This window comes from Pseudomonas sp. SWI44, assembly GCF_002947915.1.
GTDB lineage: Bacteria > Pseudomonadota > Gammaproteobacteria > Pseudomonadales > Pseudomonadaceae > Aquipseudomonas > Aquipseudomonas taiwanensis.
In genome coordinates, this window is the sequence record NZ_CP026674.1 from 5,185,087 (window position 1) to 5,208,072 (window position 22,986).

Annotated in this window: 22 protein-coding genes; 20 read left to right on the forward strand and 2 right to left on the reverse strand. The window is 61.6% G+C overall.

Going from position 1 to position 22,986, the window contains the following annotated elements; all coding sequences use genetic code 11:
* Positions 1-4 precede the first annotated feature (4 nt).
* From C4Q26_RS24500 to C4Q26_RS24545, 10 genes are all read left to right on the forward strand, one after another.
* A complete protein-coding gene (locus C4Q26_RS24500; RefSeq protein WP_104883785.1) occupies positions 5-1,312 on the forward strand; it encodes an amidohydrolase family protein in 1,308 nt (435 codons plus the stop codon).
* Between the two features lie 110 nt (positions 1,313-1,422).
* Positions 1,423-2,571 (forward strand): acyl-CoA dehydrogenase family protein, encoded by a 1,149-nt coding sequence (locus tag C4Q26_RS24505; RefSeq protein ID WP_104883786.1) that lies wholly within the window; start codon positions 1,423-1,425, stop codon positions 2,569-2,571.
* The gene (locus tag C4Q26_RS24510) at positions 2,571-3,638 is read left to right on the forward strand and encodes an acyl-CoA dehydrogenase family protein (protein ID WP_104883787.1); all 1,068 of its coding nucleotides are present in this window, start codon (positions 2,571-2,573) and stop codon (positions 3,636-3,638) included. The genes C4Q26_RS24505 and C4Q26_RS24510 overlap by 1 nt, the downstream gene beginning before the upstream one ends.
* 2 nt (positions 3,639-3,640) lie before the next feature.
* Positions 3,641-4,441, forward strand: a complete 801-nt coding sequence (locus C4Q26_RS24515) for a crotonase/enoyl-CoA hydratase family protein (protein WP_104883788.1) — start codon at positions 3,641-3,643, stop codon at positions 4,439-4,441.
* A 41-nt stretch (positions 4,442-4,482) separates the two neighbouring features.
* The gene (locus C4Q26_RS24520) at positions 4,483-5,607 is read left to right on the forward strand and encodes an acyl-CoA dehydrogenase family protein (protein ID WP_104883789.1); all 1,125 of its coding nucleotides are present in this window, start codon (positions 4,483-4,485) and stop codon (positions 5,605-5,607) included.
* 58 nt (positions 5,608-5,665) lie between these two features.
* On the forward strand, positions 5,666-6,523 hold the full coding sequence (locus C4Q26_RS24525) for a cache domain-containing protein (RefSeq protein ID WP_104883790.1): 858 nt from the start codon (positions 5,666-5,668) through the stop codon (positions 6,521-6,523).
* Positions 6,489-7,691, forward strand: coding sequence for an MFS transporter (locus C4Q26_RS24530; RefSeq protein ID WP_104883791.1), 1,203 nt, complete (start codon positions 6,489-6,491; stop codon positions 7,689-7,691). The genes C4Q26_RS24525 and C4Q26_RS24530 overlap by 35 nt, the downstream gene beginning before the upstream one ends.
* A gap of 24 nt (positions 7,692-7,715) precedes the next feature.
* Positions 7,716-8,267 (forward strand): glutathione peroxidase, encoded by a 552-nt coding sequence (locus tag C4Q26_RS24535; protein WP_104883792.1) that lies wholly within the window; start codon positions 7,716-7,718, stop codon positions 8,265-8,267.
* A 4-nt stretch (positions 8,268-8,271) separates the two neighbouring features.
* Entirely contained in the window at positions 8,272-9,141 is an 870-nt protein-coding gene (gene panC, locus C4Q26_RS24540) for a pantoate--beta-alanine ligase (protein ID WP_371919558.1), read from the forward strand.
* A gap of 111 nt (positions 9,142-9,252) precedes the next feature.
* Entirely contained in the window at positions 9,253-9,855 is a 603-nt protein-coding gene (locus C4Q26_RS24545) for a TetR/AcrR family transcriptional regulator (protein WP_158664917.1), read from the forward strand.
* A gap of 230 nt (positions 9,856-10,085) precedes the next feature.
* Here the strand turns inward: C4Q26_RS24545 and C4Q26_RS24550 are convergent, their stop codons facing one another.
* Complete coding sequence (locus C4Q26_RS24550; protein WP_104883795.1) at positions 10,086-11,684, reverse strand: IclR family transcriptional regulator C-terminal domain-containing protein; 1,599 nt, start codon at positions 11,682-11,684, stop codon at positions 10,086-10,088.
* 176 nt (positions 11,685-11,860) lie between these two features.
* On the opposite strand from C4Q26_RS24550, the gene C4Q26_RS24555 reads away from it, so the two are divergent.
* The 10 genes from C4Q26_RS24555 to C4Q26_RS24600 all read left to right on the forward strand — a co-directional run bounded on the left by C4Q26_RS24555 (position 11,861) and on the right by C4Q26_RS24600 (position 21,540).
* A complete protein-coding gene (locus C4Q26_RS24555; RefSeq protein WP_104883796.1) occupies positions 11,861-12,670 on the forward strand; it encodes a ribonuclease activity regulator RraA in 810 nt (269 codons plus the stop codon).
* A 2-nt stretch (positions 12,671-12,672) separates the two neighbouring features.
* The gene (locus C4Q26_RS24560) at positions 12,673-13,119 is read left to right on the forward strand and encodes a nuclear transport factor 2 family protein (RefSeq protein ID WP_104883797.1); all 447 of its coding nucleotides are present in this window, start codon (positions 12,673-12,675) and stop codon (positions 13,117-13,119) included.
* Between the two features lie 11 nt (positions 13,120-13,130).
* Entirely contained in the window at positions 13,131-14,537 is a 1,407-nt protein-coding gene (locus tag C4Q26_RS24565; RefSeq protein WP_218274783.1) for an aldehyde dehydrogenase (NADP(+)), read from the forward strand.
* Positions 14,538-14,552: 15 nt separating this feature from the next.
* On the forward strand, positions 14,553-14,846 hold the full coding sequence (locus tag C4Q26_RS24570; RefSeq protein WP_104883799.1) for a Dabb family protein: 294 nt from the start codon (positions 14,553-14,555) through the stop codon (positions 14,844-14,846).
* 83 nt (positions 14,847-14,929) lie between these two features.
* Positions 14,930-16,219 carry an MFS transporter gene (locus tag C4Q26_RS24575; protein WP_104883800.1) on the forward strand — a complete coding sequence of 430 codons (1,290 nt, stop codon included), beginning with the start codon at positions 14,930-14,932 and terminating at the stop codon, positions 16,217-16,219.
* A gap of 116 nt (positions 16,220-16,335) precedes the next feature.
* Positions 16,336-17,145, forward strand: a complete 810-nt coding sequence (locus C4Q26_RS24580) for an NAD(P)-dependent oxidoreductase (RefSeq protein WP_104883801.1) — start codon at positions 16,336-16,338, stop codon at positions 17,143-17,145.
* Positions 17,142-18,233, forward strand: coding sequence for a mandelate racemase/muconate lactonizing enzyme family protein (locus C4Q26_RS24585; RefSeq protein ID WP_104883802.1), 1,092 nt, complete (start codon positions 17,142-17,144; stop codon positions 18,231-18,233). The genes C4Q26_RS24580 and C4Q26_RS24585 overlap by 4 nt, the downstream gene beginning before the upstream one ends.
* A 93-nt stretch (positions 18,234-18,326) precedes the next feature.
* Positions 18,327-19,196 carry a hypothetical protein gene (locus C4Q26_RS24590; protein WP_104883803.1) on the forward strand — a complete coding sequence of 290 codons (870 nt, stop codon included), beginning with the start codon at positions 18,327-18,329 and terminating at the stop codon, positions 19,194-19,196.
* Between the two features lie 48 nt (positions 19,197-19,244).
* Positions 19,245-20,525, forward strand: coding sequence for an OprD family porin (locus C4Q26_RS24595; RefSeq protein WP_104883804.1), 1,281 nt, complete (start codon positions 19,245-19,247; stop codon positions 20,523-20,525).
* A 70-nt stretch (positions 20,526-20,595) separates the two neighbouring features.
* Complete coding sequence (locus tag C4Q26_RS24600) at positions 20,596-21,540, forward strand: alpha/beta hydrolase (protein ID WP_104883805.1); 945 nt, start codon at positions 20,596-20,598, stop codon at positions 21,538-21,540.
* 23 nt (positions 21,541-21,563) lie between these two features.
* On the opposite strand, the gene C4Q26_RS24605 is transcribed toward C4Q26_RS24600, so the two are convergent.
* On the reverse strand, positions 21,564-22,949 hold the full coding sequence (locus tag C4Q26_RS24605; protein ID WP_104884072.1) for an MFS transporter: 1,386 nt from the start codon (positions 22,947-22,949) through the stop codon (positions 21,564-21,566).
* Positions 22,950-22,986: the final 37 nt, after the last annotated feature.

The following is a 22,986-nucleotide window of genomic DNA, read 5'->3' on the forward strand; positions in this document are numbered from 1 at the left end:
AGCCATGAAAGTTGAAGATCTGATTCTCGTCAGTGTCGATGACCACGCGATTGAGCCGCCCAATGCCTTTGCCCGCCATATGCCGGCCCGCTTCAAGGGGCGCGAGCCGCATGTGGTCAAGAAAGGCGAGCGCGACGTCTGGGTGTTCGAAGAGCAGGCCACCGGCTACATGGGCTTGAACTCGGTAGTCGGCCGGCCGAAAGAGGAATACGGCATGGAGCCGCTGGGCTACGACCAGATGCGTCGTGGCACCTGGAACATCAAGGACCGTGTCGACGACATGAACGCTAACGGCGTACTGGGCTCCTTGTGCTTCCCCACCTTCCCGGGTTTTGCCGGGCAGCGCTTTCAGGTGCACGGCGACCGCGCCGTGTCGCTGGCTGCAATCCAGGCCTATAACGACTGGCACCTGCACGACTGGTGCAACGCCGCTCCGGGCCGTTTCATCCCGCTGATGATCGTACCGTGGTGGGACATGAAGGCCGCCGCCGCTGAAGTCGAGCGCCTGGCACGGCAAGGCGTGCATGCCATTTCGCTGTCGGATAACCCGGCCATCCATGGTTACCCGTCGATTCACAGCGACTATTGGGACCCACTGTGGAAGGCATGTAGCGACAACAAGGTGGTCATCTGCTGCCATATCGGTACTGGCGTGAAAGCGAACCATGCGTCTGACATGTCGCCTATCGATGCCTGGATCACGTCCATGCCCATCTCCATCGCCAATTCGGCGGCCGACTGGATCTGGGCGCCAATGTGGAAGAAATTCCCCGAGCTGCGCATGGCCCTGTCCGAAGGGGGCATCGGCTGGGTGCCTTATCTGCTGGAGCGTGCCGACTTCACTCACCGCCATCACAACGCCTGGACCAACTCCAACTTCGGCGGGAAGATGCCTAGCGATATCTTCAACAAGCACTTCATCACCTGTTTCATTGAGGACAATTTCGGCCTCAAAAACCTGGATTTCCTCAATGCTGACATGGTTACCTGGGAGAGCGATTACCCACACTCCGACTGCACATGGCCCAACTCGCCGGAAACCGCCTGGGAAGGGCTGCAACACCTCTCCAAGGACGTCATCGACAAGGTCACCCATCTGAATGCGATGCGCGAGTTTTCCTTCGACCCATTCTCTATCCACGGTCGTGAAAACTGCACGGTGGGTGCGCTGCGGGCCCAGGCCACACACGTCAGCATCGAGCCTGCCCTGGGCCTGGGCGGCGCCGACCATGGTCGCCATGACAACAAGCCTGTCACCTCCGGCGACATCAATGCGATGTTCGCCCAGGCTGACGCACAAACCGCGTTGTAAGTCGCCCACCTTGCTTCAGGTGTCGCGCATCGGCGGCTGAAGCAAGGGGGCGGTTCTGTGGTCGCCTCAAGCGGGGCGATTGCGCCTGTGTTCAGCGTTAGAGAGCGCATATGGCCATCAGTCAATTCAGCTACAACTCCATCCCTCCCGAGGCCGAGGCGCTTCGCGCCGACGTCCGGGCGTTCATTCAGGCCCATCTGGCCGATTATCCACCGACCTTGCGTGCCCATTCCTGGATGGGCTTCGATACCGAATTCAGCAGGCAGCTGGGCGCCCGTGGCTGGGTCGGCATGGCATTGCCCAAAGCCTACGGTGGCGCGGCGGCGGGGCCATTTGCGCGTTATGTGGTCATCGAGGAGCTGCTGGCTGCCGGTGCGCCGGTCTCGGCCCATTGGATTGCCGACCGCCAGAGCGGGCCGCTGATCAACCGCTTCGGTACCGAGCAGCAGAAGCAGCGCTATCTGCCTGCCATCTGCCGGGGTGAAAGTTACTTCTGCATCGGCATGAGCGAGCCCAATTCCGGCTCGGACCTGGCCTCGATCAAGAGCAATGCGCTACGCGAGGGCGACAGCTGGCTGCTCAATGGGCAGAAGGTCTGGACCACCAACGCGCACCATTCGCAGTACATGATTGCGCTGGTGCGCACCGGCGAAAAACAGGCCGCGCGTCACGAGGGTATGTCGCAGTTCATCGTCGACCTGAGCCTGCCAGGGATTACCATCCGGCCAATCCGCGACCTGGCCGGGGGTGAGCATTTCAACGAAGTATTCTTCGACAACGTTCGCTTACCCGCCGACGCGCTGATCGGCAGCGAAGGCAAGGGCTGGGAGCAGGTAACTGCGGAACTGGCGTTCGAGCGCAGCGGCCCAGAGCGCTTTCTCAGTTGCATGGCGCTGCTCACCAGCCTGATCGACGCGTTGGGCAAGGTGCCCGATGCCCTGCAGGCACGGGAGATCGGGCGCCTATCGGCCAGGGTACTGACGTTGCGCAACATGTCGCTGTCGGTCACCGCGCAACTGGCTGCAGGGGAGCATCCGGCCTGGGCCGCCTCGTGCGTGAAAGACCTGGGCAACGTGTTCGAACAGGAACTGCCGGAAATCGCGCAGTTGCTGCTGGACACCGAGCCGCGCCAGGTCGGTGGCAGCGAATACGCACGGGTGCTGGCCTACCTGACGCAAATGGCGCCGTCCTTTTCACTGCGTGGCGGTACGCGCGAGATTCTACGCGGCATCATTGCCCGTGGCCTGGAGTTGCGATAATGCGCGAATTATTTGAGACGATGATCGAACGCCTGTTTGCCGATCTGTCCACCCCGGCCTATGTGCTTGGTTGCGAGGGCGGCGAGTGGCCAGCCGAGCTCTGGTCCGCACTCGATGAGTCAGGCTTTACCCTAGCGGGCGCCGCCGAAGCGCTGGGCGGCGCGGGCGCCAGCTGGGCGGATATCTATGTGATGGTCCGCGCCGCCGGGCGCTATTCGGTGCCGGCCCCGCTGGGCGAGGCCTTGCTGGCCAACTGGCTGCTGAGCAAGGCTGGCCTTGAAGGGCACGAAGGCGCTTTGAGCATCGCCGCTCATGCCGATTTGGCCCTGATCGATGGGCACGTCAGCGGCACCGCCCGCGCCGTACCCTGGGGGCGCAATGTAGATGCCGTGGTGGCCGTCGCCACCACCGATGCAGGTACACCGCAGGTGGTGTTGCTGCAACGCAGCATGGCCTGCGAACTCACCCCCAGCCTCAACGTGGCGGGAGAGCCGCGCGACGACCTGGTCTTCCGTGGTGCGCGGGTAGTTGCCCACGCACACCTACCAGACGGCCTCGGTGTCGATGTCCTGGAACTTGGCGGCGCGATGCTCCGCTCGGCGCAGACCGCCGGGGCGCTGCATGCGTTGCTGGACATGACCGCCAACTATGCACGAGAGCGCAAGCAGTTCGGCAAGGCCATCGGGTCGTTCCAGGCGATCCAGCAACAGCTGGCGGTACTGGCCGAACAGACGGCCGCTGCCAGCATTGCCGCTGAAGCAGCCTTTTGCGAGTCCGACGACGGGCTCGCGGCATTGACCATCGCCGTAGCGAAAATCAGTACCGCCGACGCCGCGAGTGTCGGCGCCAGCATCGCCCATTCGGTACACGGCGCCATTGGCTTCACCGAGGAATACCCGCTTCACCTGCTCAGCCGACGGCTGTGGGCATGGCGCAGCGAATTTGGCTCGGCCAGCCTCTGGAGCCAACGCCTGGGCGCACAAGTCTGCCAGGGTGGCAGCGACGGGTTCTGGCCATTGTTGACCCACCACGGCAAGCAACCATTGACCGGCCTTGCGAGCAATTGACTATGAACCCTTTTCTTCAGATCGAGCGCGAGGGCGGTATCGTCACTGTGCGCATGAACCACCCGGACACCCGCAATGCCCTGACCACACCGGAGCAGATCCAGGAGTTTGTCGATCTGTGCGCCGCGTTGCGTCGCGACAAGTCCGTCAGGGTCATGGTGCTGACCGGCAATGGCAGCGCCTTTTGCGCCGGCGGCAATGTCAAGGATATGCACGAGCGTGCTGGTATCTTCGCAGGCTCGCCCTATGAGCTGCGTAACACCTACCGTGACGGCATCCAGCGCATTCCGCTGGCGCTGTACGACCTGGACATTCCGGTTATCGCCGCCGTCAACGGGCCCGCGATTGGAGCGGGCCTGGACCTTGCCTGCATGTGCGATATCCGCTTGGCATCCACCTCGGCGGTATTCGCCGAGAGCTTCGTACGCCTGGGTATCGTGCCGGGCGATGGCGGTGCCTGGTTGCTGCCGCGAATCATCGGCGTTCCCAAAGCGAGTCTGATGTCCTTTACCGGCGATACCATCAATGCGGTCAAGGCCCTGGAATGGGGGCTGGTGGAGCAGGTGTGCGCGCACGAGACGTTGATGGCCGAAGCGCGTTCGTTGGCAGGGCGCATCGCTAGCAACCCGGGGCACTCGCTGCGACTGTGCAAGCGCTTGCTGCGCGAAGGGCAGCACATGCGCCTGGACTCATTGCTCGAGCTGTCGGCGGCTTACCAATCGCTGGCCCACCACACTGAAGATCATCAAGAAGCCGTTTCGGCGTTTGTCGAAAAGCGAAATCCCGACTACCTCGACCGGTGACCGCATAAAGGCACAACCGACGGAATTTTGGAGTATTGAAGATGCGTGGCGTTTTCCGTGAAGACCACAATATGTTCCGCGAACAAGCGCGCCGGTTCGTCGATCGTGAGATTGTGCCCTACCTGCATGAGTGGGAAAAGAACGGCATCGTGCCCAAGGAGGTCTGGCTCAAGGCGGGGGAGACCGGACTTTTGTGTTCTACGGTGCCCGAGGAGTACGGCGGGCCTGGCGGGGACTTCGGCCACTCGGCGGTGATGATCGAAGAACTGGCGCGGGCCAATGCCACCGCGGTGGGGTTTACTACCCACTCCGAGATCGTTGCCCCTTACATTGTCGCCTACGGCAGCGAGGAGCAGAAACAGCGTTGGCTGCCCCGGATGGTCAGCGGCGAGCTGATTGGCGTGATCGCCATGAGCGAGCCTGGTATCGGCAGCGACCTGCGCTCGATGCGGACCTTGGCGCGCCGGGAGGCCGATGATTATATCGTTTCCGGGCAGAAGACCTTCATCACCAATGGGGGTAATGCTGGCCTGATGGTGACCGCAACCAAACTCGACCTCAGCGCCAAGGAGCTCACCCTTATTTGCGTCGAAGAGGAGCGCCAGGGGTTCTCCAAGGGACGGTTGCTAGAAAAGATTGGCTTGAAGGGCCAGGACACCGCCGAATTGTTCTTCGACGATGTGCGGGTGCCTGCCAGCAATCGGCTCGGAGAGGAGGGGCAGGGCTTCAAGTACCTGACTCATCAATTGGCGTGGGAGCGCCTGATCATCGCGATTCGCGCCGCACAGTCGATCCAGACGCTACTGGAAGAGACCATCGAATACACCCGCGAGCGGAAGGTATTCGGCAAGCCGGTGCTGGATTTCCAGAACACCCGCTTCAAGCTCGCCGAAGCAAAGGCGCAGTTCACCATGCTGAGAGTATTTGTCGATGATTGCCTGGCCAAGGTCATGCGCGGTGAGTTGCCCGCGGATGTGGCGGCCATGGCCAAACTGCTGGGCTCGGAGATGCAGGGCAAGCTACTTGACGAGTTCCTGCAACTGCACGGCGGCTATGGGTTCATGAGCGAGTACAAGATCAGCCGGGCCTGGGTCGATGCGCGTGTTGCGAGGATCTACGGCGGTACCTCGGAAATCATGAAAGAGATTATCGGTCGCACGCTTTAGGCGCCGACGGGCAGGGCGTGGCAGTGCTACCCGTAAGGTCACCGGAGAAATGAAAACAATGAGCCTTTATCGAGCGTTCACAGGTGTTTGCTTGTGTCTTGCTTGCTTGTTCGCCATGGCGCAGCCGCCGTCGAGTGACGTCTACGATGCTGAAAGCCAGCGCGCTCGTGCACTGCTGGCGAAGGCGGTGGCCCGTTACCAGGCCAGCGGCGATAACGCCCTGGCCGCGTTCAGCCGCCAGGGTGAGTTCGTCGATGGCGAGTTGTACATCTACGTGGTCGATACCTCTGGGGTTATGCTGGCCAGCGGCGGGCCATCGGTGTCGCTGGTCGGCAAACCGGTGGTGAGCGTGCTGGACGACGACCTCAAGGCCGCGTTTCGCCAAGCTATCGAGCAGCCCGCCGATGGCACCGTGCGCAGCGCCGAGTATCGCTGGTGGAACTGGCAGCATGCCAAGGTAGAGCGCAAGCGCGTGTTCTATCAACGGGTGGGCGAGCGGGTGATCTCCGTGGGCTATTACATGCCGCGCTCCAGCCCTGAACGGGCCCGTGAACTGCTGCAGCGGGTCGTGGACCAGGTGCACAAGGACCCAAACGCGGCCTTTGCCCTCATCAATCAGCACGACAAAGAGCTCACCCAGGATGACCTGTATGCCTTCGTGGTGGACATCAAGAGCCAGCGCTTCGTTGCCCACGGCTTCCTGCCGCGCCTGATCGGCACGGATTTCAAGTCGCTGCGTTCCACCGATGGCCAGCCGATTGGCGAGGCTATGTTGCGGCAAATGCAACAGCATGAAACCGGTGAACTCGACTACCTGTGGCGCAACCCCATCACTGGGCAGAACGAGTTCAAGAAAACCTTATTGCAGCGGGTAAACGGGTATGTGGTTGCGCTGGGATACTACAGCGGTCAGTAGGCCGGCGCATCCCAATGCGCAGATCCTTTCGATCATCTGCTTCAACTTCATCGGGTACATATGCAGCGGCTTGCCGCTGGCGGTGCTGCCGGGCTTCGTGCTGCATGACCTCGGCTTGGGCGCGGTGCTGGCCGGCGCTGTGATCGGTGTGCAGTACGTAGCGACATTGCTCGCACGGCCGCTGGCTGGCAGCGTGGCAGACCGCTTTGGGGCCAGGTGCTCGGTGCTCTGCGGGCTCGGTGGCCTGATCGCTAGCGGCCTGTTGACCTGGCTTGCGCTTACGCTGCTGGCTCCAGTGTCGCTGTGCCTGGTGCTTCTGGTGCTGGGCAGGATCATCTTAGGTCTGTGTACCGCCATGATCTCCACGCCCTGCTGTACCTGGGCGATTGGCCTGAACGGTGTGCCCAGCACCGCCAAGGTGATGTCTTGGAACGGCATCGCGGCCTATGGCGGTGTGGCGGTTGGCGCGCCGTTGGGAAGGTTACTGGGCAATACGTTCGGCATTGCCAGTGTCGGGTTGTGCAGTGCTCTGCTGGGCTTGGTATTTGTGTTCATGGCCTTGGTCAAGCGCCCAGCGCCGATAGTGGCTGGGGTACGACTGGCCTTTCATCGGGTACTGCTGGCGGTGCTGCCCAATGGGATTGTGCTCGTGTGCAGCTCGGTTGGATACGGTGGGCTCATGGCATTCGTAGCACTGTATTTCGACAGCCTGGGTTGGCAGGGTGCGGCGTTTTGTCTGAGTGGGTTTGGTGCGGGTTTCATCGTGGCGCGGCTGGCATCGCCGGGCATTCTGCACCGGTTGCGCGGCTATACGGTGGTTGCTGGCTGCCTGCTGGTACAGACGAGCGGCCTGCTGCTGGTCGGGCTGGCACCGTCGCCGGCACTGGTGATCGCAGGGGGCGCCCTCACTGGCATCGGCGTGTCGTGGGTCTATCCAGGGCTAGGCATGGAAACTCTGGCGATGATCCCGGCGGCTAACCGAACCTTGGCGCTCAGTGCACTTTCATTGTTTTTTGACGTCGCAGTCGGGGTGGCTGGGCCGGCGCTGGGCCTGGTTGCTGCAGGCTACGGCTACGCTTGGGTGTTCCTTTGGTCTGCACTGTTGTCAGGGAGCGCTGGGGGGCTAGTTCTTCACCTGTATTGGAAATCCAGTTCTTTCCACCGTTGAACTCAATCTTTAGGGGCAGTAGTCATGAGCAATTCCATTTACGATATTCCCTTGCAGCAGATCGATGGCACAGCCAGCACCCTTGGCCGTTATCGCGGCAAAGTTCTATTGCTGGTCAATGTGGCTTCGAAGTGCGGGCTAACCCCACAGTATGAAGGTTTGGAAAAACTCTATCAGCGCAAGAAAGACCAAGGGCTGCAGGTGTTGGGTTTCCCAGCTAACAATTTCAAGGAGCAGGAACCCGGCAGCGACACCGAAATCGCCGAGTTCTGCTCGTTGAACTACGGCATACAATTCCCGCTGTTCTCGAAGCTGTCGGTCAACGGCGAAGATCGGCACCCGCTATACGCCGAGCTCACGGCTGCGCAACCCGAGACGATTGGTGAAGGCCCATTCAGGGAGCGGCTCAAGGGCTATGGCATCGTGGCTGATAACCGCACGGACGTGCTGTGGAATTTCGAGAAATTCCTAGTAAACCGGATGGGAAAGGTTGTCGCCCGTTTCGCTCCCGATGTGGCGGCTGACGACCCACGCTTGCTCGAAGCAATCGACGCTCAGTTGGCCAGTGGGGTATAAATCTGTGCTGACAATAGGTACGGTCAAGGCGCTTCACACACACCTTGGGCACCTGCGTGCCGAGCACAGCACGATAGCGCTGGTGGCCACCATGGGCAACTTGCACGACGGGCATATCGCGTTGGTTGAGCTGGCCAGGCAGAAGGCCGACGTCGTGGTGGTCAGTATCTTCGTCAACCCCCTTCAGTTCGGGCTTGGCGAAGATCTGGCCAATTACCCCAGAACGCTGCAAGCCGACAAGGACCGCTTGGCGGCTGTAGGATGCGATGTGCTGTTTGCACCCACCGTCGAACAGATGTACCCGGATGGAATGCAGGATGTCACTCTCGTCAGGGTGCCACGAGTTTCTCAAGGGTTGTGTGGCGCCTCGCGCCCTGGCCATTTTGATGGCATGGCAACGGTGGTCATCAAGCTGCTGAATGTTGTCCAGCCGGACGTGGCGATCTTTGGTGAAAAGGACTACCAGCAGTTAGCGGTCATCCGTGCAATGGTGCGAGACCTCAACATAGGGACACAGATCGTGGGGGCGCCGACAGTTCGTGCCCAGGACGGCTTGGCACTCTCTTCCCGAAATGGCTATCTGAGTGAGGAGCAACGTTCGATGGCGCCGTTGCTGCACAAGTGCCTGGTGGACCTAGCCTCATTGCTAAAGCTAGGGCAGGAGGTCGGTCCCTTATTGAATGGTTGCCGACAGCGGTTAGAGGCAGCAGGGTTCGAGCTTGAGTACCTGGAGGTCAGAAACGCGCAGAGCTTGGAACCGGCGGCACACGATGACGACCACTGGGTGATTCTGGGCGCGGCTCGTCTAGGTAAGACGCGGCTTATCGACAACCTTGTGGTCGATCTTCACGTTCCAGCGGTCGCTGTCCCTTGAATGGGAGTCGGATTCTCTACGACAGGCGCTATCTACTGCGCGATTTGCCCGTCGCTTGTATGGCCCTCTACGCCTCTAGTTGCAACAACCAACTGCGAGCGGAGAAAACAAATGTCTCGAGTCTCTTCATCGCATGTCAACGCTGAAACACACGAGCGCGTGCGTCAAGCCGCGCTTGAACTATTCACCCAGAAGGGATATCAATCAACCAGCCTGCGCGACCTGGCATCCTGCCTCGGGATGCAAGCGGGGTCCCTGTACAATCATATAGAGAACAAACAGTCGCTGCTCTACGAGCTGATGGAAGAAGCGCTGGACGACCTGTTGGCCAATACACGCACCAGTGTCAAGCAGGGCAAGACTCGTAATGAGCGTATACGGCTGTTCGTCCAAGCGTCGCTGGATTTCCAGAAGCGTGAGGGCAAGCGCATGATCCTGATCAATCGCGAGATGATCAATCTCTCTACCGAGCAGCAAGAACACATCAAATCCCTAGTGGAGGATTATGCCCGCTGCCTGAAGTCGGTGATCGCCGGTCAGCCTGCCAAGGGGCATACTTTCAATCACCGCTTCGATCTTTTAATTGTGGTAATCATTGGCATGCTGCAAGGCTTGCACTTTTGGGACCGCGGCGAGGCCGCTTCATCGCCTAGGGATGAGGTTGACCAGCTGACCAGTATTATCAATTGTGCGATAAGTGCGACCGTTGCCTGACTGGGGCTTCGTACAACGCCGTTTGCAGATCGAATACCCGAACCGACATTTCCTGTCGGGGGGGCGAACTGTCGTAACTTTTGCGGGATACCCCGCGGCATGCATCACGGGGCTTTTTGTTAGCAAGTTAGAATATGGCGGTTAGCGAGTTGTACTAGGCGATGCTGCCGGCTAGGTATAGCCGATGCGTACGATAGAGGGAAAAGATTGTACGCAGAAATTTCTGTCCCCTAATCACTCGCCATCCCAGGTTGCCCCACAACTTCAGCCTCTAACCGCAGCAAACATCCTGAGTCTGGCGCACTGCCCAATACCTCCAATTTCAGTTCCTGCCTGGCACTCGTGATGTACAGGGTGCGGCCATCCTCGCCACCAAAGCACAGGTCGGTGGGACAAGGGACGGGCAGGCCGATCATGCGGTCCAGGTTACCTTCGGCATCGAAGCGGGCCAGGCTCCAGCCGTCGCGCTGAGTGGTCCAGACACCGCCTTGGACATCCAAGGCCAGACCACTGAGGCTGCCGCCGCCGCGTGGTAGCGAGGCCAGACGGCGAATGGCCGAGCTGCCGGGCTGCAAGCGGAGGATATCGCCGGCCTCGGGAGCGATGGCATACACCGCGTTGCCTGTGGCGTCCCAGCGAAAACCGCTGACCTGTTCATTCAAGCTCCAGCCATGACGTAACTCGCCTTCAGCACTGAGCTCGCCAATCAGGCAGCCACTGGTGGTTCTGCTGCACGCCCACAGTGCTCCAGTGGGATGCACCGCCAAAGCGAGCAGGCGGCTACCGAGCAGGTCTTGCATCGGGCGCTCGTTACCCTGCCAGTCGATCAACGACCAACCCCCGGCCTGGGCCACCAGTAGGCCGTCACGGTGCAGCTCCATGGCCCGCACTGGCATGTCCAGGCGGGTCAGCAGCCGGCTGCGTTGGCCATCCCAGCAATGGATGGCCGGAGCCAAGGTGTCGGCCCAATACAGTGCACGAGTCTCGGCATGCCAGCGGGGAAATGCGCCGTGGAAAGCCCAGGGGCCCGGTACGACATTCATGGTGCTAGTCGGACGGGGTGTCGGATCGGGTCGCAACTGCTCGCCGACCCGACGCGCCGCGTCCGCCAGCTCCGGGCCGAGCAGGGCCAGACGCTCCAGGGTCAGGCGATAGGCTGGCCCGGCTACGCTCAAGGCGCCGCGTACGAAGCCTTGCTTGTCAATGATGGGCGCAGCGACGCAGCGCACACCCAGGCGGATCTCCTCGTCATCCAGCGCGTAGCCGCGGGTCTGGGTGATCTGCAGTTCTGTCATCAGACGGCGACGGTCGGTAATGGTCAGCGGTGTCAGGGGCGTCAGCACCAGGCCTTTGAGGATCTCGTCACGGGCCGCCGGTGACAGGGCCGATAGAATCGCCTTGCCCTGGCCGGTGCAGTGCACGGGCTTGCTTTGTCCAAGGCTGGCAGATGAGCGCAGGGTATGGGCGCCATCACAGCGCTCCAGCGACAACACCTGGTTGCCATCGAGCACTGCCAGGTAGGCAGTTTCGCCGGTGAGGTCGCGCAGGGCGCGTAGCTCGATGCTGCTGGCCGCTACCAGGTCGGGCTCCAGATAAGCATTGCGCACCATCTCCAAATAATTGAAGCCCAGGCGGTAGACCTTGCGTGTCGGATCACGGCGGATCATGCCGCGCTCCACCAGGGTAGCGATGATGCGGTACAGCGTGGTTCGCGGGAGCTGCACCTGTTCAGCCAACTGGGCCTGGCTGATCCCCATGGATGTCGCGCCGATTGCCTGCAGGACATCCAGGGCCTTCTCCAGCGCGGCAGTACCTTCTCCTGTTTTCATTGTTGATTCCCACTATTTGGTACTGAGTTGATCATGGCGAGATTTTGCCGGTTTTCCACGAGGTTTTCCGCCATAGAATCAGCCTCGGCAGGACTTGGAATGAAATTATGTCCCATTCTGTGGGAATTTCACTGGGTCACTGATCGGATGAACCCCGTTTTGGAGAACTTACAAGAATGTCCGTCATCCACAATTACGCCGATGCCCATGAGAGCGTCTCCGGCAAGCAGGTCGAGGTCAGTGACGAAGTGCTGGCCAAGCTTGCCGCCTGCAGCAGTGGCTCGCTGACCACCCAGTTGTTCAAGCGAGGCTTCCGCCAGCCTGCGTTGGTCGGCCTGCGCGCCATGACCCGCGACATCAAGCCCTTCGCCGGCCGGGCCTTCACCATGCGTTTCATCCCCGCCCGTGAAGACATCGACACCTACGCCACCATGACTACCAAGCCCAATGACGACAACCTGCAATGGCAGGGCGTCGAGCACATCCAGCCGGGTGACGTACTGGTTATCGACAGCCGCAACGACCCGTCTGCCGCCTCGGCTGGCAACATCCTGGTGACTCGCCTGCTGGTCCGTGGTGCCAAGGCCATCGTTACCGACGGCGCCTTGCGCGATGGCAGCGAGATCGCAGCCATGAGCCTGCCGGCCTATGCCCGTGAGGTCACGGCCACTACCCGTATTTCCTATCACCACGTGGCGGACCTGCAGGTGCCGATCGGTTGTGCCGGCGTGGCCGTGTATCCCGGTGACATCATCGTCGGTGACGCTGATGGCCTGACCGTGGTGCCCGCGCATCTGGCTGCGGAACTGGCTGACATTTGCACTGTGCAGGACGACATCGAGCACTACCTGGCCATGCGTATCGCCGCAGGTGAAGCCCTGTGGGGGGTTTACCCGCCTAGCCCTGAAACGACTAGCGAGTACCACGCTTGGGTTGCCGATGGCCGCCCACAAATCTCATCGATCATCACTCGCCAGGAGGATTGAGCATGGCCGAGCATACCTACGCCCAATTGATTCGCCGCTACTTCGAAGGCTGTAACGAAGCCGACTACGACAAGTTGGTCTCCTGCTTCACTCCGGACGCCGTGCATTACTTTCCGGCCGGGCTGCCGGATATCCCTTGGCGCACTGCCGACACCATCGCGCGCAAGTGGATCTGGTGCGTGGATAACCTCGGCTCGCAGTGGACCATCGAGAAGATCCTGGTCAGCCACGACAGTCATGAAGCAGTGATCGAGTGGACCCATTGGAAGAGCAACCTGGGGACCGCCCTGCGCGGTGACGAATGGTATGTGTTCGATGAGCAAAGCGGCCTGATCAAGGAAATCCGTGCCTACTACGCCTCAACTGCCGACAAGGACGTGCCCATCAACGAATGGGTCGACTTCGACTATGCCGGTCGGGGCTACAACCTCGGCCCCAATACACGCTGAAGGGGATGCACATGACCGATCATCAAGACCTGGGCCTGGGCGCTATCGACCAGGCGGTGAGCAAGGCTGTTGCCGCCGCCGACTTCTGGGCGGACGCTACCCCGAATGTGCGCGCTACCTTGCTGCGTGGATTGGCTGATGCCCTGGAGCTGCACCAAGTCGAGTTGGTTGCCATCGCCGACCGTGAAAGCGGTCTGGGTGTAGGGCGCCTGAACGGAGAAGTGGCACGTACCGCTTTCCAGCTACGTGGCTTCGCCAGCGAAGTCGAGGCTGGCGTGCCGTACCGCCGCGTCGAGGATGAGGCGGTAGCGGGTCCGCCGCCAGCAGGCCGGCCGCACCTGATGCGGGTACAGCGTCCGCTGGGCCCGGTGGCCATGTTCTCGGCCAGCAACTTCCCGTTCGCCTTCTCGGTGCTGGGTGGTGATACTGCCTCCGCGCTGGCAGCGGGCTGTCCAGTGGTGGTCAAAGCTCATTCCGGGCATCCTGAACTGTCTCGCGCGGTGTATGAACTCGCCGCTGCTGTGGTTCGTGCCCAAGGTCTGCCGGAAGGGCTACTGACGCTGGTTGAGAGTGTTTCGCGTGCTGGCGGCACCTATCTGGTACAACATCCGCGCATCGCCACAGTGGCCTTCACCGGTTCTTACCAGGGCGGCAAGGCATTGTGGCAAGCGACCAACGAGCGTCCTCGCCCGGTGCCGTTCTTCGGCGAGCTGGGCTCGATCAATCCGCTGGTGGCGTTGCCGGCTGCCCTGGAAAAGGACAGTGAAGGACTGGCCAAGACCCTGGCCGCCTCTATCACCCTGGGGTGCGGCCAATTCTGCACCAGCCCGGGCCTGATCGTCCTGTTGGCGTCGCCTTACAGCGAGCGTTTCGTCACCCAGTTGGCCGAGGCCATTGCGCCGATCGCCACACACCGTATGCTCACTCCCGGCATGCACAAGGGCTTCGAGGCTGCGGTTGCCGGTGTTGCCGATCATGCAACGCCGGTCTTCGACAAAGCAGCCGATACCAGCGGTCCGGCCCCACGTCTGTTCGCTACCGACGCCGCTTCGTTCATCGCCAATCCACACCTGCGTGAAGAGATGTTCGGCCCGGCCGCCTTGGTGGTCACTGCCCAGTCGAATGAGCAACTCGTCGAGCTGCTGGAGGCTGTCGGTGGCACCCTGACCACGACTCTGTGGGGCGTGGATGACGCCAGCGAGGCCAACCGGCAATTGGTACGTGCCGCCGAACGGATCTCCGGGCGCGTGCTGTTCGCCGGCGTGCCGACAGGTGTTGCCGTATGCCACGCCCAGCAGCATGGCGGCCCTTGGCCGTCGTCCACCGCGCCACAGACCACCTCGGTCGGCTATGCCGCCCTCGAACGCTTCCTGCGTCCAGTGGCGCTGCAGGACGCACCGACCTGGGTCCTGGGTTGAGCGGAGGGCAGGGCGATGATGCGACATATTGTGATGTTCCGGCGCTTGGCAAGCGTCGCGCCGCAACCTGAACTGGAAGCTCGCTTGGTCGACCGCATGCGCGACCTTGCCGAGCAGATCGATTTCATCCGCGACTGGACGGTCGCCGCCAACGAGCTGGACCGGCCAATTTGCTGGGACTACATCCTCGACTCCAGCTTCGACGATGCAGCAGCGGTAGAGCGTTATCTGCCACATCCCGCCCACCAGGCGCTGGTGGCGGATCTCAAGCAGTACTTCGAGTGGGTGGCAGTGGATTACAGCGTCTAGACCTCAGCGGCGCTTGGCCGGCTGACTGCTCCAGGCGCCATAACAACAAGATCCGGCATCGCAGGTGTCGGGCGGAGACGTACATGAACAAGAAAAAGAATTACCGCTGGACGATCCTGGCGATGCTCTTCCTCGCCATGATCATCAACTATGTCGATCGCGCTGCCTTGTCGATCGCCATGCCGTTCATCACCCAGGAGTATCACCTCACGCCTTCAGAGAAAGGCATGATCTTCAGCAGCTTCTTCTTCGGCTATGCGTTGTTTTGTTTTATTGGCGGTTACCTGGCCGACCGTTTCGGCCCCAAGCGTGTGCTGACCTGGTCCATGAGCTTCTGGTCGTTGCTGTGTGGTTCGACCGCGCTGGCCTTCAACTTCTGGTCGCTGCTGATCGTCCGTGCTCTGTTCGGTGTGGGTGAGGGACCGGTGTCGACCACCGCCAACAAGGCGGTCAATAGCTGGTTCCCGATCAAGGAGCGCGCCCGTGCCATCGGCATCAACCAGGCCGGTGGCCCACTGGGTGGCGCCTTGGCGGGTCCTATCGTCGGTTTCTTGGCCCTGTGGCTGGGCTGGCGTGTCGCCTTTGTGGTGATTGCGGTGATCGGCCTACTCTGGGCTATCGCCTGGTACCGCTTGTCCACCTCCACCCCAAGCGAGCACCCCAAGGTGTCGGCCGAGGAACTGGCCGAAATCAACGAAGGCCGTGAAGCACCGGTGACCAAGGTGGAAAACGCGCCTCGCACTCCGGTGCTGCAGATCATCTTGCAGCGTTCGGTCCTGGTCACTGGCATCTCGCTGTTTTGCTACAACTACATCCTTTTCTTCTTCATGACCTGGTTCCCTACCTATCTGATCGAGGCCAAGGGCATCGACCTCAAGTCCATGAGCATCGTCACCTCATTGCCTTGGCTGGTGGGTACGCTCGGCTTTATCTGCGGTGGCCTGCTGATCGACTGGGTGTTCAAGTGCACGGGCAAGCAACTGTTGTCGCGCAAGTTGGTCCTGGTGCCTTGCCTGCTTATCGCTGCTGCGTGCATCGGCCTCACCGGCCAGGTGGAGAGTGTGACCAGCACCGTGGTGGTCATGACTGTCGCCATCGGTTTCCTGATGCTCACCGCGCCGGCCTACTGGTCGTTGATCCAGGACGCCGTGCCGGATCATCAGGTGGGTACCGCCGGTGGTTTCATGCATGGCTTGGCCAACCTGTCCGGTATCGTCGCACCGACCGTCACCGGCTTCATCATCCAGTCTACGGGTACCTATGGCAGCGGCTTCGCCCTGGCTGGCGGCCTGGGTATTGTCGGCGCACTGATCGTGGCGCTGTTTGTCGGCGGCAAGCCGGCAAAGCAGGGTACGGTGATCTCGGCGGCCTGACCTGAGCCCCGGCCTCGGGCCGGAGTCCGATGCAGGGGCACGTGGCGTTGACCGACGCCTACCCCTGTGAATAGCCGGCCCTGCGCCGGTACCAGATTCGATTTTGGGAACCTGTTATGCCTACGCTTCTCATCACTGGCGCTGCCGGTATCGTCGGGACCGCTGTACGGCCCTTCCTGCGCCAGCGCTATAATCTGCGCCTGCTCGACCGCAAGCCCATCGAAGGCCTGGCGGAGGGCGAGACCGCTTTGGTTGGCGATCTGACCGACCCATTCTATGTGCAGCAGGCCGTCGAAGGCGTTGATGGCATCCTGCACCTGGCCTGTGCCCACGGGACCGACATCCAATTCCAGGACACGGTCGAGCCCAACTACCATGCCACCTTGTACCTGCTGGAGGCGGCTCAGCGTTTTAATGTCAAGCGCTTCATCTTCGCCAGTAGCCACCATGTGCTTGGCCAGTACCGCAACGATGCGGCCGAGTTTTTCGATGACATGCCCGTCGCCCCGGACAGTTATTACGCCATGAGCAAGGTGTTTGGCGAAGCCGCTTGCGCCACTTTCTCCCAGCGTGGCGACCTGGCCACCTACATCGTGCGTATTGGCAATGCCGACCCTGAGGTCGCCGATGCCCGCCGCCTGCGCATGTGGGTCAGCGGCCGCGACCTGGCGCAACTGCTGTTGATCGGCTTGGAGCATCCCGAGGTGCGTCACGACATCGTCTATGGCGTCTCGCAAAGCCCTGATCCACTGTTCCACAACCAACGCGCCCGTGCCCTCGGTTACCAACCGCAGGATAATGCTGGCGATCATCTTGCCGATAACTACATGGCCTATGAGGCAATGGCGCCGGAAGGTTCAGGCCGTGACTACTTGGGCGGCGCCTATGCTGGCGCCCCATTGGCCAGTGTGTTGGAGCGTGTATGAAGATCGTCCGTATTGATACCCGAATCGTCGAGATCCCCTTCCACGACGGTGGCAAGGGGCTGGGCATCACACCCACCACCTGGAATACACTGGAAAATGTGTTGATCCGCCTTGAGGACGAGCAAGGCAATGTTGGCTGGGGCGAGGCCTTTGGCTACTTCGTCGCCGATGCTACCAAGGCGTTGATCGATCGCCTGATCGCACCGCTGCTGCTGGACCGTGAGATCAGCGATATCGCTGCCTGGAACCGCGAACTGCAGCTTCGTCTGCACTTGTTCGGCCGCTATGGCGTGACCTTGTTCGCCATCTCAGGCGTGGACATCGCCCTATGGGACCTGGCCGCGCAACGTCGGCGCGTGCCTCTGCATCAATTGCTTGGCCAGGCGACCCGCGAGCAGGTCCCGGCGTATGCCAGCCTGGTGCGCTATGCCGATAATGAAGTGGCCCCGGCTATCTGTGAGAAAGCGCTGCAAATGGGCTTTAGCGACATCAAGCTGCACGAAGTGACCCTCGACGAAATTGCCGTCTGCCGTCGCGCCGTGGGTGCCGAGGTGCCGCTGGCCACTGACGTCAATTGCGGCTGGAGCCTGGCGGACACTCGTGAATGGTTGCCCGCCTTGCGCGAGATGAACCTGGCCTGGCTGGAAGAACCGATCTTTCCGCCGGAAGACTTCGCCGCCCTGGCCAGCCTGCGTGGGCAAGGCGTGCCGTTGTCGGCGGGGGAGAACTGGTGCACCTCGGTACAATTCGAGCAGGCGCTGCTGAGCGGTGCGGTGGATTCGATCCAGCCCAGCGTGACCAAGGTCGGTGGCATTTCCGAATGCCTACGCATCGCCGAGTTGGCCCGCCAGCACAACACCATGGTGGTACCTCATTGCCCGTACTTCGGCCCCGGTCTGATCGCCACCTTGCATTTGGCGGCCGTACAACCCTGGGTGACTCAGGTGGAGTACCTGTTCGTTGAGCCGGCCGCCTGGCTCTACCCTGTCGAGCAGTTGCGCAACGGCAAGCAAATGCACATCCCTCAAGGCCCAGGCCTTGGCGTGGATATCGACCTGCAGGTGATCGAGCACTTCCGACGAAGCTGAACAACCGCTCGCTTCTGTCCTGATTGATCAATGCAGCCGCTGCATCAGCAGCGGCAGGGGGTTGTCATGCCTGCTCAAGGCACCGGAGGTCCTATGCAACCTGTTGCTCTGAGTAATTCGATCTGGAGCTTGAGCCTGCTGCCCGCCTGGGGGGGGCGTATTGCCTCGCTGCGTGCGGACGGGCTCGACCTGCTGCTGCCCATCGACAGCGAGTCGTTCGATCCGCTGGACTGGCCCCGGGCAGGTGCCTATCCGCTGATGCCGTATTCCAACCGCCTGCGTGATGCGCAACTGGGTTTCAATGGCCGCCATTACCGGCTTCCCGCGCATCCGACCGCACAACCTCATACCTTGCACGGCGTGGCGCACACACAGGCCTGGGAAGTGCTCAGCGCCGATGCCGGGCACGTTCTCATTGCCTGTGACTACCAGGGCGAACACTGGCCCTGGGCTTTCCGTGCCGAGCAGCACTTTGCCCTCGACGGGAGCCGCCTGCGCATTACCTTGACCCTACTCAATCAGGGCGATACCCCGATGCCCGCTGGCATCGGCCTGCATCCGTACTTCCTGCGCCATTGCGCTATGCGCGCTCACTATCGCATTGGTCGTGACTGGCAGATCGATGACGAGTACCTGGCGACGGGTGATTACCGGGATGCCCCGCGTACTGTCATCCTCGACGGCGACGACCCGAGTCCACAGGCCCATTACCTGTCGCGTTGGGATGGCCATTTGCACGTGGACTATCCGTGCGGATCTCTGGACCTGCACGCCTCGGCGCCGCTGAGCCACTTCGTCGTCTTCGCACCAGTGGGGGCTGGCTACCTGTGCCTGGAGCCAGTCTCGCACTTGGCGGACGCCTTCAATCGGCCCCCTACGCAATGGGATGAGGTCGGTACCCATGAACTGAAACCAGGCGCCTGCCTGGCCGCGACCCTGGATTTGACCTGGCAAGGCACCTGATGCACCGCCTCGACCGCTGAATTTCCAACCCACCATCGAGAATAAAAAATGAAACCATCCTCGTCCGGGGCGGGCCTCGCTCGCTCTACAAAACCCCTGGCACTGCTGCTGGGCTTCGGTCCGCTGTGCGCCAACGCCGCGTTTTTCGACGACGCCAAGGCTAACCTGACCTTGCGCAATTTCTACTACAACCAAGACTTGCGCGACTCGACCAAGCCCGCGCAGTCCAAGGTGGAGGAGTGGGCCCAGGGGTTCATCTTCAAGGGTGAATCCGGCTATACCGACACCACTGTTGGCGTTGGCATGGATGTCTATGCGGGCCTCGGCTTGAAATTGGACTCGTCACCTTCGCGCAGTGGTTCGGCACTGCTGCCAGGGGCATACGACCGTGCTGGCGGCCCACGCAATGCCAACCCACGCTCGGTGGACGAATTCTCCGAAGCCACGGGCGCGATCAAGCTTAGGTACTCGAAGTCCGAATTGAAGGTTGGCGGTTTGTTCCCCAAGATCCCTTTGGTCAGCTCGGGCGATGCTCGTCTGCTGCCGCAATTCTTTGAAGGCGCCATGCTGGATATCCGCGAGTTGGACGACCTCGACATCAGCCTGGGCCAGATGCGCCAGGTCAACCAGCGCGAGTTCGCCGGCAGCCGCGACATCCAGGTCGGTAACTACTACAGCGTATTCAGCGACCGCTTCAATTACCTTGGCGGCACCTGGCGGATCACGCCGCAATGGTCGGCGGGCGTCTGGGGTGGGCGCTTGGAAGATGTCTACCAGCAGTCTCTCTACACCGTGACCCATAACCGCACGCTCGGTGACTGGAACCTTTCCGGTACCCTCAACTACCTCGACAGCGGTGAGTCTGGCGCCGAAAAGGCCGGCAAGCTCGACAGCCGCATGACCTCCACGATGCTCAGCGCCAACCTCAAGGCCCAGACCTTCCGTGTCGGATACCAGTACAACGCAGGTGACAGCGCCTTGCCTTTCATCCACGACACCGACCTGCCTGGCGTTGCCAACGCCGTTCAGGTGCTGCGCTTCGACCGTGCCCAAGAGCGTTCCTGGCAAGCCCGCTACGACCTCGATTTCGCCCCGCTGGGTGTGCCGGGGCTGACGGCTTTTGCCCGTTACGTCAAAGGCGACAACTTCAAGGTCGCCGGTGAAGATGCCAGCGAGTGGGAGCGCAACCTCGACATCACCTATGTGGTCCAGAGCGGCCCATTGAAGAACCTTGCCCTGCGTTGGCGCAATGTCGAATTGCGAGGGGATGCCACCGGGCGGCGTGATGAAAACCGGGTGATCCTCGCCTACACCTTGCCGCTGTTCTGAGCCGCGGATCACACATGCCGCCGGTACGTAAACAGACCGGCGGTTTTGCCTTTGTGGAGCCCACTTCAACATGACCCAGACCTACACCCTCGACTCGGCCATGCAGGCCTATGTCGAAATCAGCCAAGGCTTCACCGCCGTTGACGACAGCGTTGCCGCCCGACGGGAAGCCTACCTCCAGGCCTGCCGCGCTTGCACACCTACGCCGCCTGAGGGGTGGCGGATAGATGATATCGAGCTGGACGGCTTGCGTTTGCGGCGCTACAAACCCGAGGGCGAAGCGCCGCAGGGCGGTTGGCCGACGATGCTATATATCCATGGCGGCGGCTGGGACTTGGGTAGCCTCGATACCCACGATTGGTTTGCTTATGCCATGGCCCGGAGAGTACAGGTGGCTATCGTCGCCGTGGACTATCGTCTTGCGCCGGAGCATGCCTATCCCGCTCCGTTGGAGGATTGCCTGAAGGCCTGGCACGGCCTGCGCCAAGGTCAGGTCGACCCTGACCTGAGCACGGGGCGCCTGATCGTTGCGGGGGACAGTGCAGGCGGCACCCTGGCCGCCGGTCTATGCATCGCCTTGCGTCGGGATAGGCACGCGCAGCCGCTGGGCCAGATCTTGATCTACCCGGTGTTGACGACGTCAACCCACCTGCCGTCCATGACGGAGCATGCCCATGCGCCGTTGCTGACCGTGGCCGGACTGACTAAATCACTGGCGGGCTTCCTGACGAACGAGGAGGACCGTCGGGATCCTTGCGCGATGCCCCTGGAGGACACGGATTTCACTGGGTTGGCACCAGCCTTCATTGGCGTGGCGCAGATCGATCCCTTGCGAGATCACGGCCTGGCATATCGGGATGCGTTGGCTGCCGATGGAGTGGCAGTCGAGTGCTATGTGGCGCAGGGGATGGTGCACTCGGGATTGAGGGCCTTTGGCATAGAGGTGGTTGAGGTGTTCTACGATCGAATTGGGCTGCAGATCAGTGCATGGCTGGAATCGGACACGCTCGTCTAACTGTGAGCACATGGTTATCTCCCTCAGCCACGCTTCAACACACTCTCCCCAGCACCCGTGGGCAACCGCAGCACGTCAATCAACCCGGCAAGGCCCAGCAGCGCGACGCCGAGGAAGGCGACTCGAAAATCAGCGACCTGGGCCTGTGCCTCGTGGCCTTGCACGAACATCGAGGTGCGTAGCAGCAACGCGGCCGCTGTCACCCCCAGGCCCATCGACAGTTGGAAAAACAGGCTGAACAGCGCCGATGCCTCGCTCATGCGTTCCTTGGGGATATCGGCAAAACCCACGGAGTTGTAGCAAGTGAACTGCATGGAGCGGGACAGGCCACCTGCAAACAGCACGGCCGCCACCAGCGCGAAGGGCGTTTGCGCTGTGAAGAAGGCGCAGGCCACAATCGAAATGACGCCGATGACGCCATTGACCAGCAGGACGTTACGAAAACCGTAGCGTTGCATGATGGAGGTCGTGAACGGTTTCATCGCCAGGTTGCCGGCGAAGACGGCCAATACCAGCAACCCCGCGTCAACCGGAGACAACCCAAAGCCGACCTGGAACAACAGCGGCAGCAGAAATGGCAGCGCGCTGATCGCCAGGCGAAAGAACGATCCGCCCAGGATGCTGGCCCTGAACGTGGTGATGGACAGGGTGCCGAGCGGCAACAGTGGGTTGGTGTGGTGACGGCAGTGATGCACCGCCCACACGGCGAGCAGCGCGCCCGCAAGCACCAGGCCGGAGCCGGAGAGCAACGCATTGCCGTCCGGGCTGCCGAGCCATTCCAGCCCCCATAGCAGCCCAGTGCAGGCGCCTGCCAGCAGCACGAACCCCTTGCCATCGAACTTTCGTACGTTTTCCCCGTGGCCCTCCGGTATGAGCCAGAGCGCGGCGAGCAACGCCAGGGCTCCCAGCGGTACGTTGATGTAGAAGATCCACGGCCATGCGGCGTGGGTCACGATCAGGCCGCCCACCCAGGGGCCGAGAATGGGGGCGACCAGGCCGGGCCAGGTGATCACTGCAATCATTTTGACGAGGTCTTTCTTGTCGGTGTTGCGCAGTACCGCCAGGCGTCCCACGGGCACCATCAGCGCGCCGCCGATGCCCTGGAGCACGCGTGCCGCTACAAACATCTCTAGGCTCTGGCTCAGCCCGCATAGCAAGGAGGCGAGGGTGAAGACGACAATCGCGCCGGCGAACACTCGCCACGTTCCCAACCGGTCGGCTATCCAGCTTGAAAGGGGGATGAAGACCGCCACGGCGAGAATGTAGGCGGTGATCCCCACGTTCAGGTCGACCGGCGTGACGCCAAAGGCAGCGGCCATGGTGGGCAGGGCGGTCGCGATCACCGTTGCGTCAAGGTTCTCCATGAAGAAGGTCACCGCGACCACCCAGGCGATCAGGCGCGTTTGCATGCTGAGGCCGGTCTCGGTCGTGACACTGGGGGCTTGC

Coding starts and splice junctions, on each gene's coding strand:
- C4Q26_RS24500 (WP_104883785.1), top strand. CDS start 5: ATGAAAGTTGAAGATCTGATTCTCGTCAGTGTCGATGACCACGCGATT.
- C4Q26_RS24505 (WP_104883786.1), top strand. CDS start 1,423: ATGGCCATCAGTCAATTCAGCTACAACTCCATCCCTCCCGAGGCCGAG.
- C4Q26_RS24510 (WP_104883787.1), top strand. CDS start 2,571: ATGCGCGAATTATTTGAGACGATGATCGAACGCCTGTTTGCCGATCTG.
- C4Q26_RS24515 (WP_104883788.1), top strand. CDS start 3,641: ATGAACCCTTTTCTTCAGATCGAGCGCGAGGGCGGTATCGTCACTGTG.
- C4Q26_RS24520 (WP_104883789.1), top strand. CDS start 4,483: ATGCGTGGCGTTTTCCGTGAAGACCACAATATGTTCCGCGAACAAGCG.
- C4Q26_RS24525 (WP_104883790.1), top strand. CDS start 5,666: ATGAGCCTTTATCGAGCGTTCACAGGTGTTTGCTTGTGTCTTGCTTGC.
- C4Q26_RS24530 (WP_104883791.1), top strand. CDS start 6,489: ATGTGGTTGCGCTGGGATACTACAGCGGTCAGTAGGCCGGCGCATCCC.
- C4Q26_RS24535 (WP_104883792.1), top strand. CDS start 7,716: ATGAGCAATTCCATTTACGATATTCCCTTGCAGCAGATCGATGGCACA.
- C4Q26_RS24545 (WP_158664917.1), top strand. CDS start 9,253: ATGTCTCGAGTCTCTTCATCGCATGTCAACGCTGAAACACACGAGCGC.
- C4Q26_RS24550 (WP_104883795.1), bottom strand. CDS start 11,684: ATGAAAACAGGAGAAGGTACTGCCGCGCTGGAGAAGGCCCTGGATGTC.
- C4Q26_RS24555 (WP_104883796.1), top strand. CDS start 11,861: ATGTCCGTCATCCACAATTACGCCGATGCCCATGAGAGCGTCTCCGGC.
- C4Q26_RS24560 (WP_104883797.1), top strand. CDS start 12,673: ATGGCCGAGCATACCTACGCCCAATTGATTCGCCGCTACTTCGAAGGC.
- C4Q26_RS24565 (WP_218274783.1), top strand. CDS start 13,131: ATGACCGATCATCAAGACCTGGGCCTGGGCGCTATCGACCAGGCGGTG.
- C4Q26_RS24570 (WP_104883799.1), top strand. CDS start 14,553: ATGATGCGACATATTGTGATGTTCCGGCGCTTGGCAAGCGTCGCGCCG.
- C4Q26_RS24575 (WP_104883800.1), top strand. CDS start 14,930: ATGAACAAGAAAAAGAATTACCGCTGGACGATCCTGGCGATGCTCTTC.
- C4Q26_RS24580 (WP_104883801.1), top strand. CDS start 16,336: ATGCCTACGCTTCTCATCACTGGCGCTGCCGGTATCGTCGGGACCGCT.
- C4Q26_RS24585 (WP_104883802.1), top strand. CDS start 17,142: ATGAAGATCGTCCGTATTGATACCCGAATCGTCGAGATCCCCTTCCAC.
- C4Q26_RS24590 (WP_104883803.1), top strand. CDS start 18,327: ATGCAACCTGTTGCTCTGAGTAATTCGATCTGGAGCTTGAGCCTGCTG.
- C4Q26_RS24595 (WP_104883804.1), top strand. CDS start 19,245: ATGAAACCATCCTCGTCCGGGGCGGGCCTCGCTCGCTCTACAAAACCC.
- C4Q26_RS24600 (WP_104883805.1), top strand. CDS start 20,596: ATGACCCAGACCTACACCCTCGACTCGGCCATGCAGGCCTATGTCGAA.
- C4Q26_RS24605 (WP_104884072.1), bottom strand. CDS start 22,949: ATGCAAACGCGCCTGATCGCCTGGGTGGTCGCGGTGACCTTCTTCATG.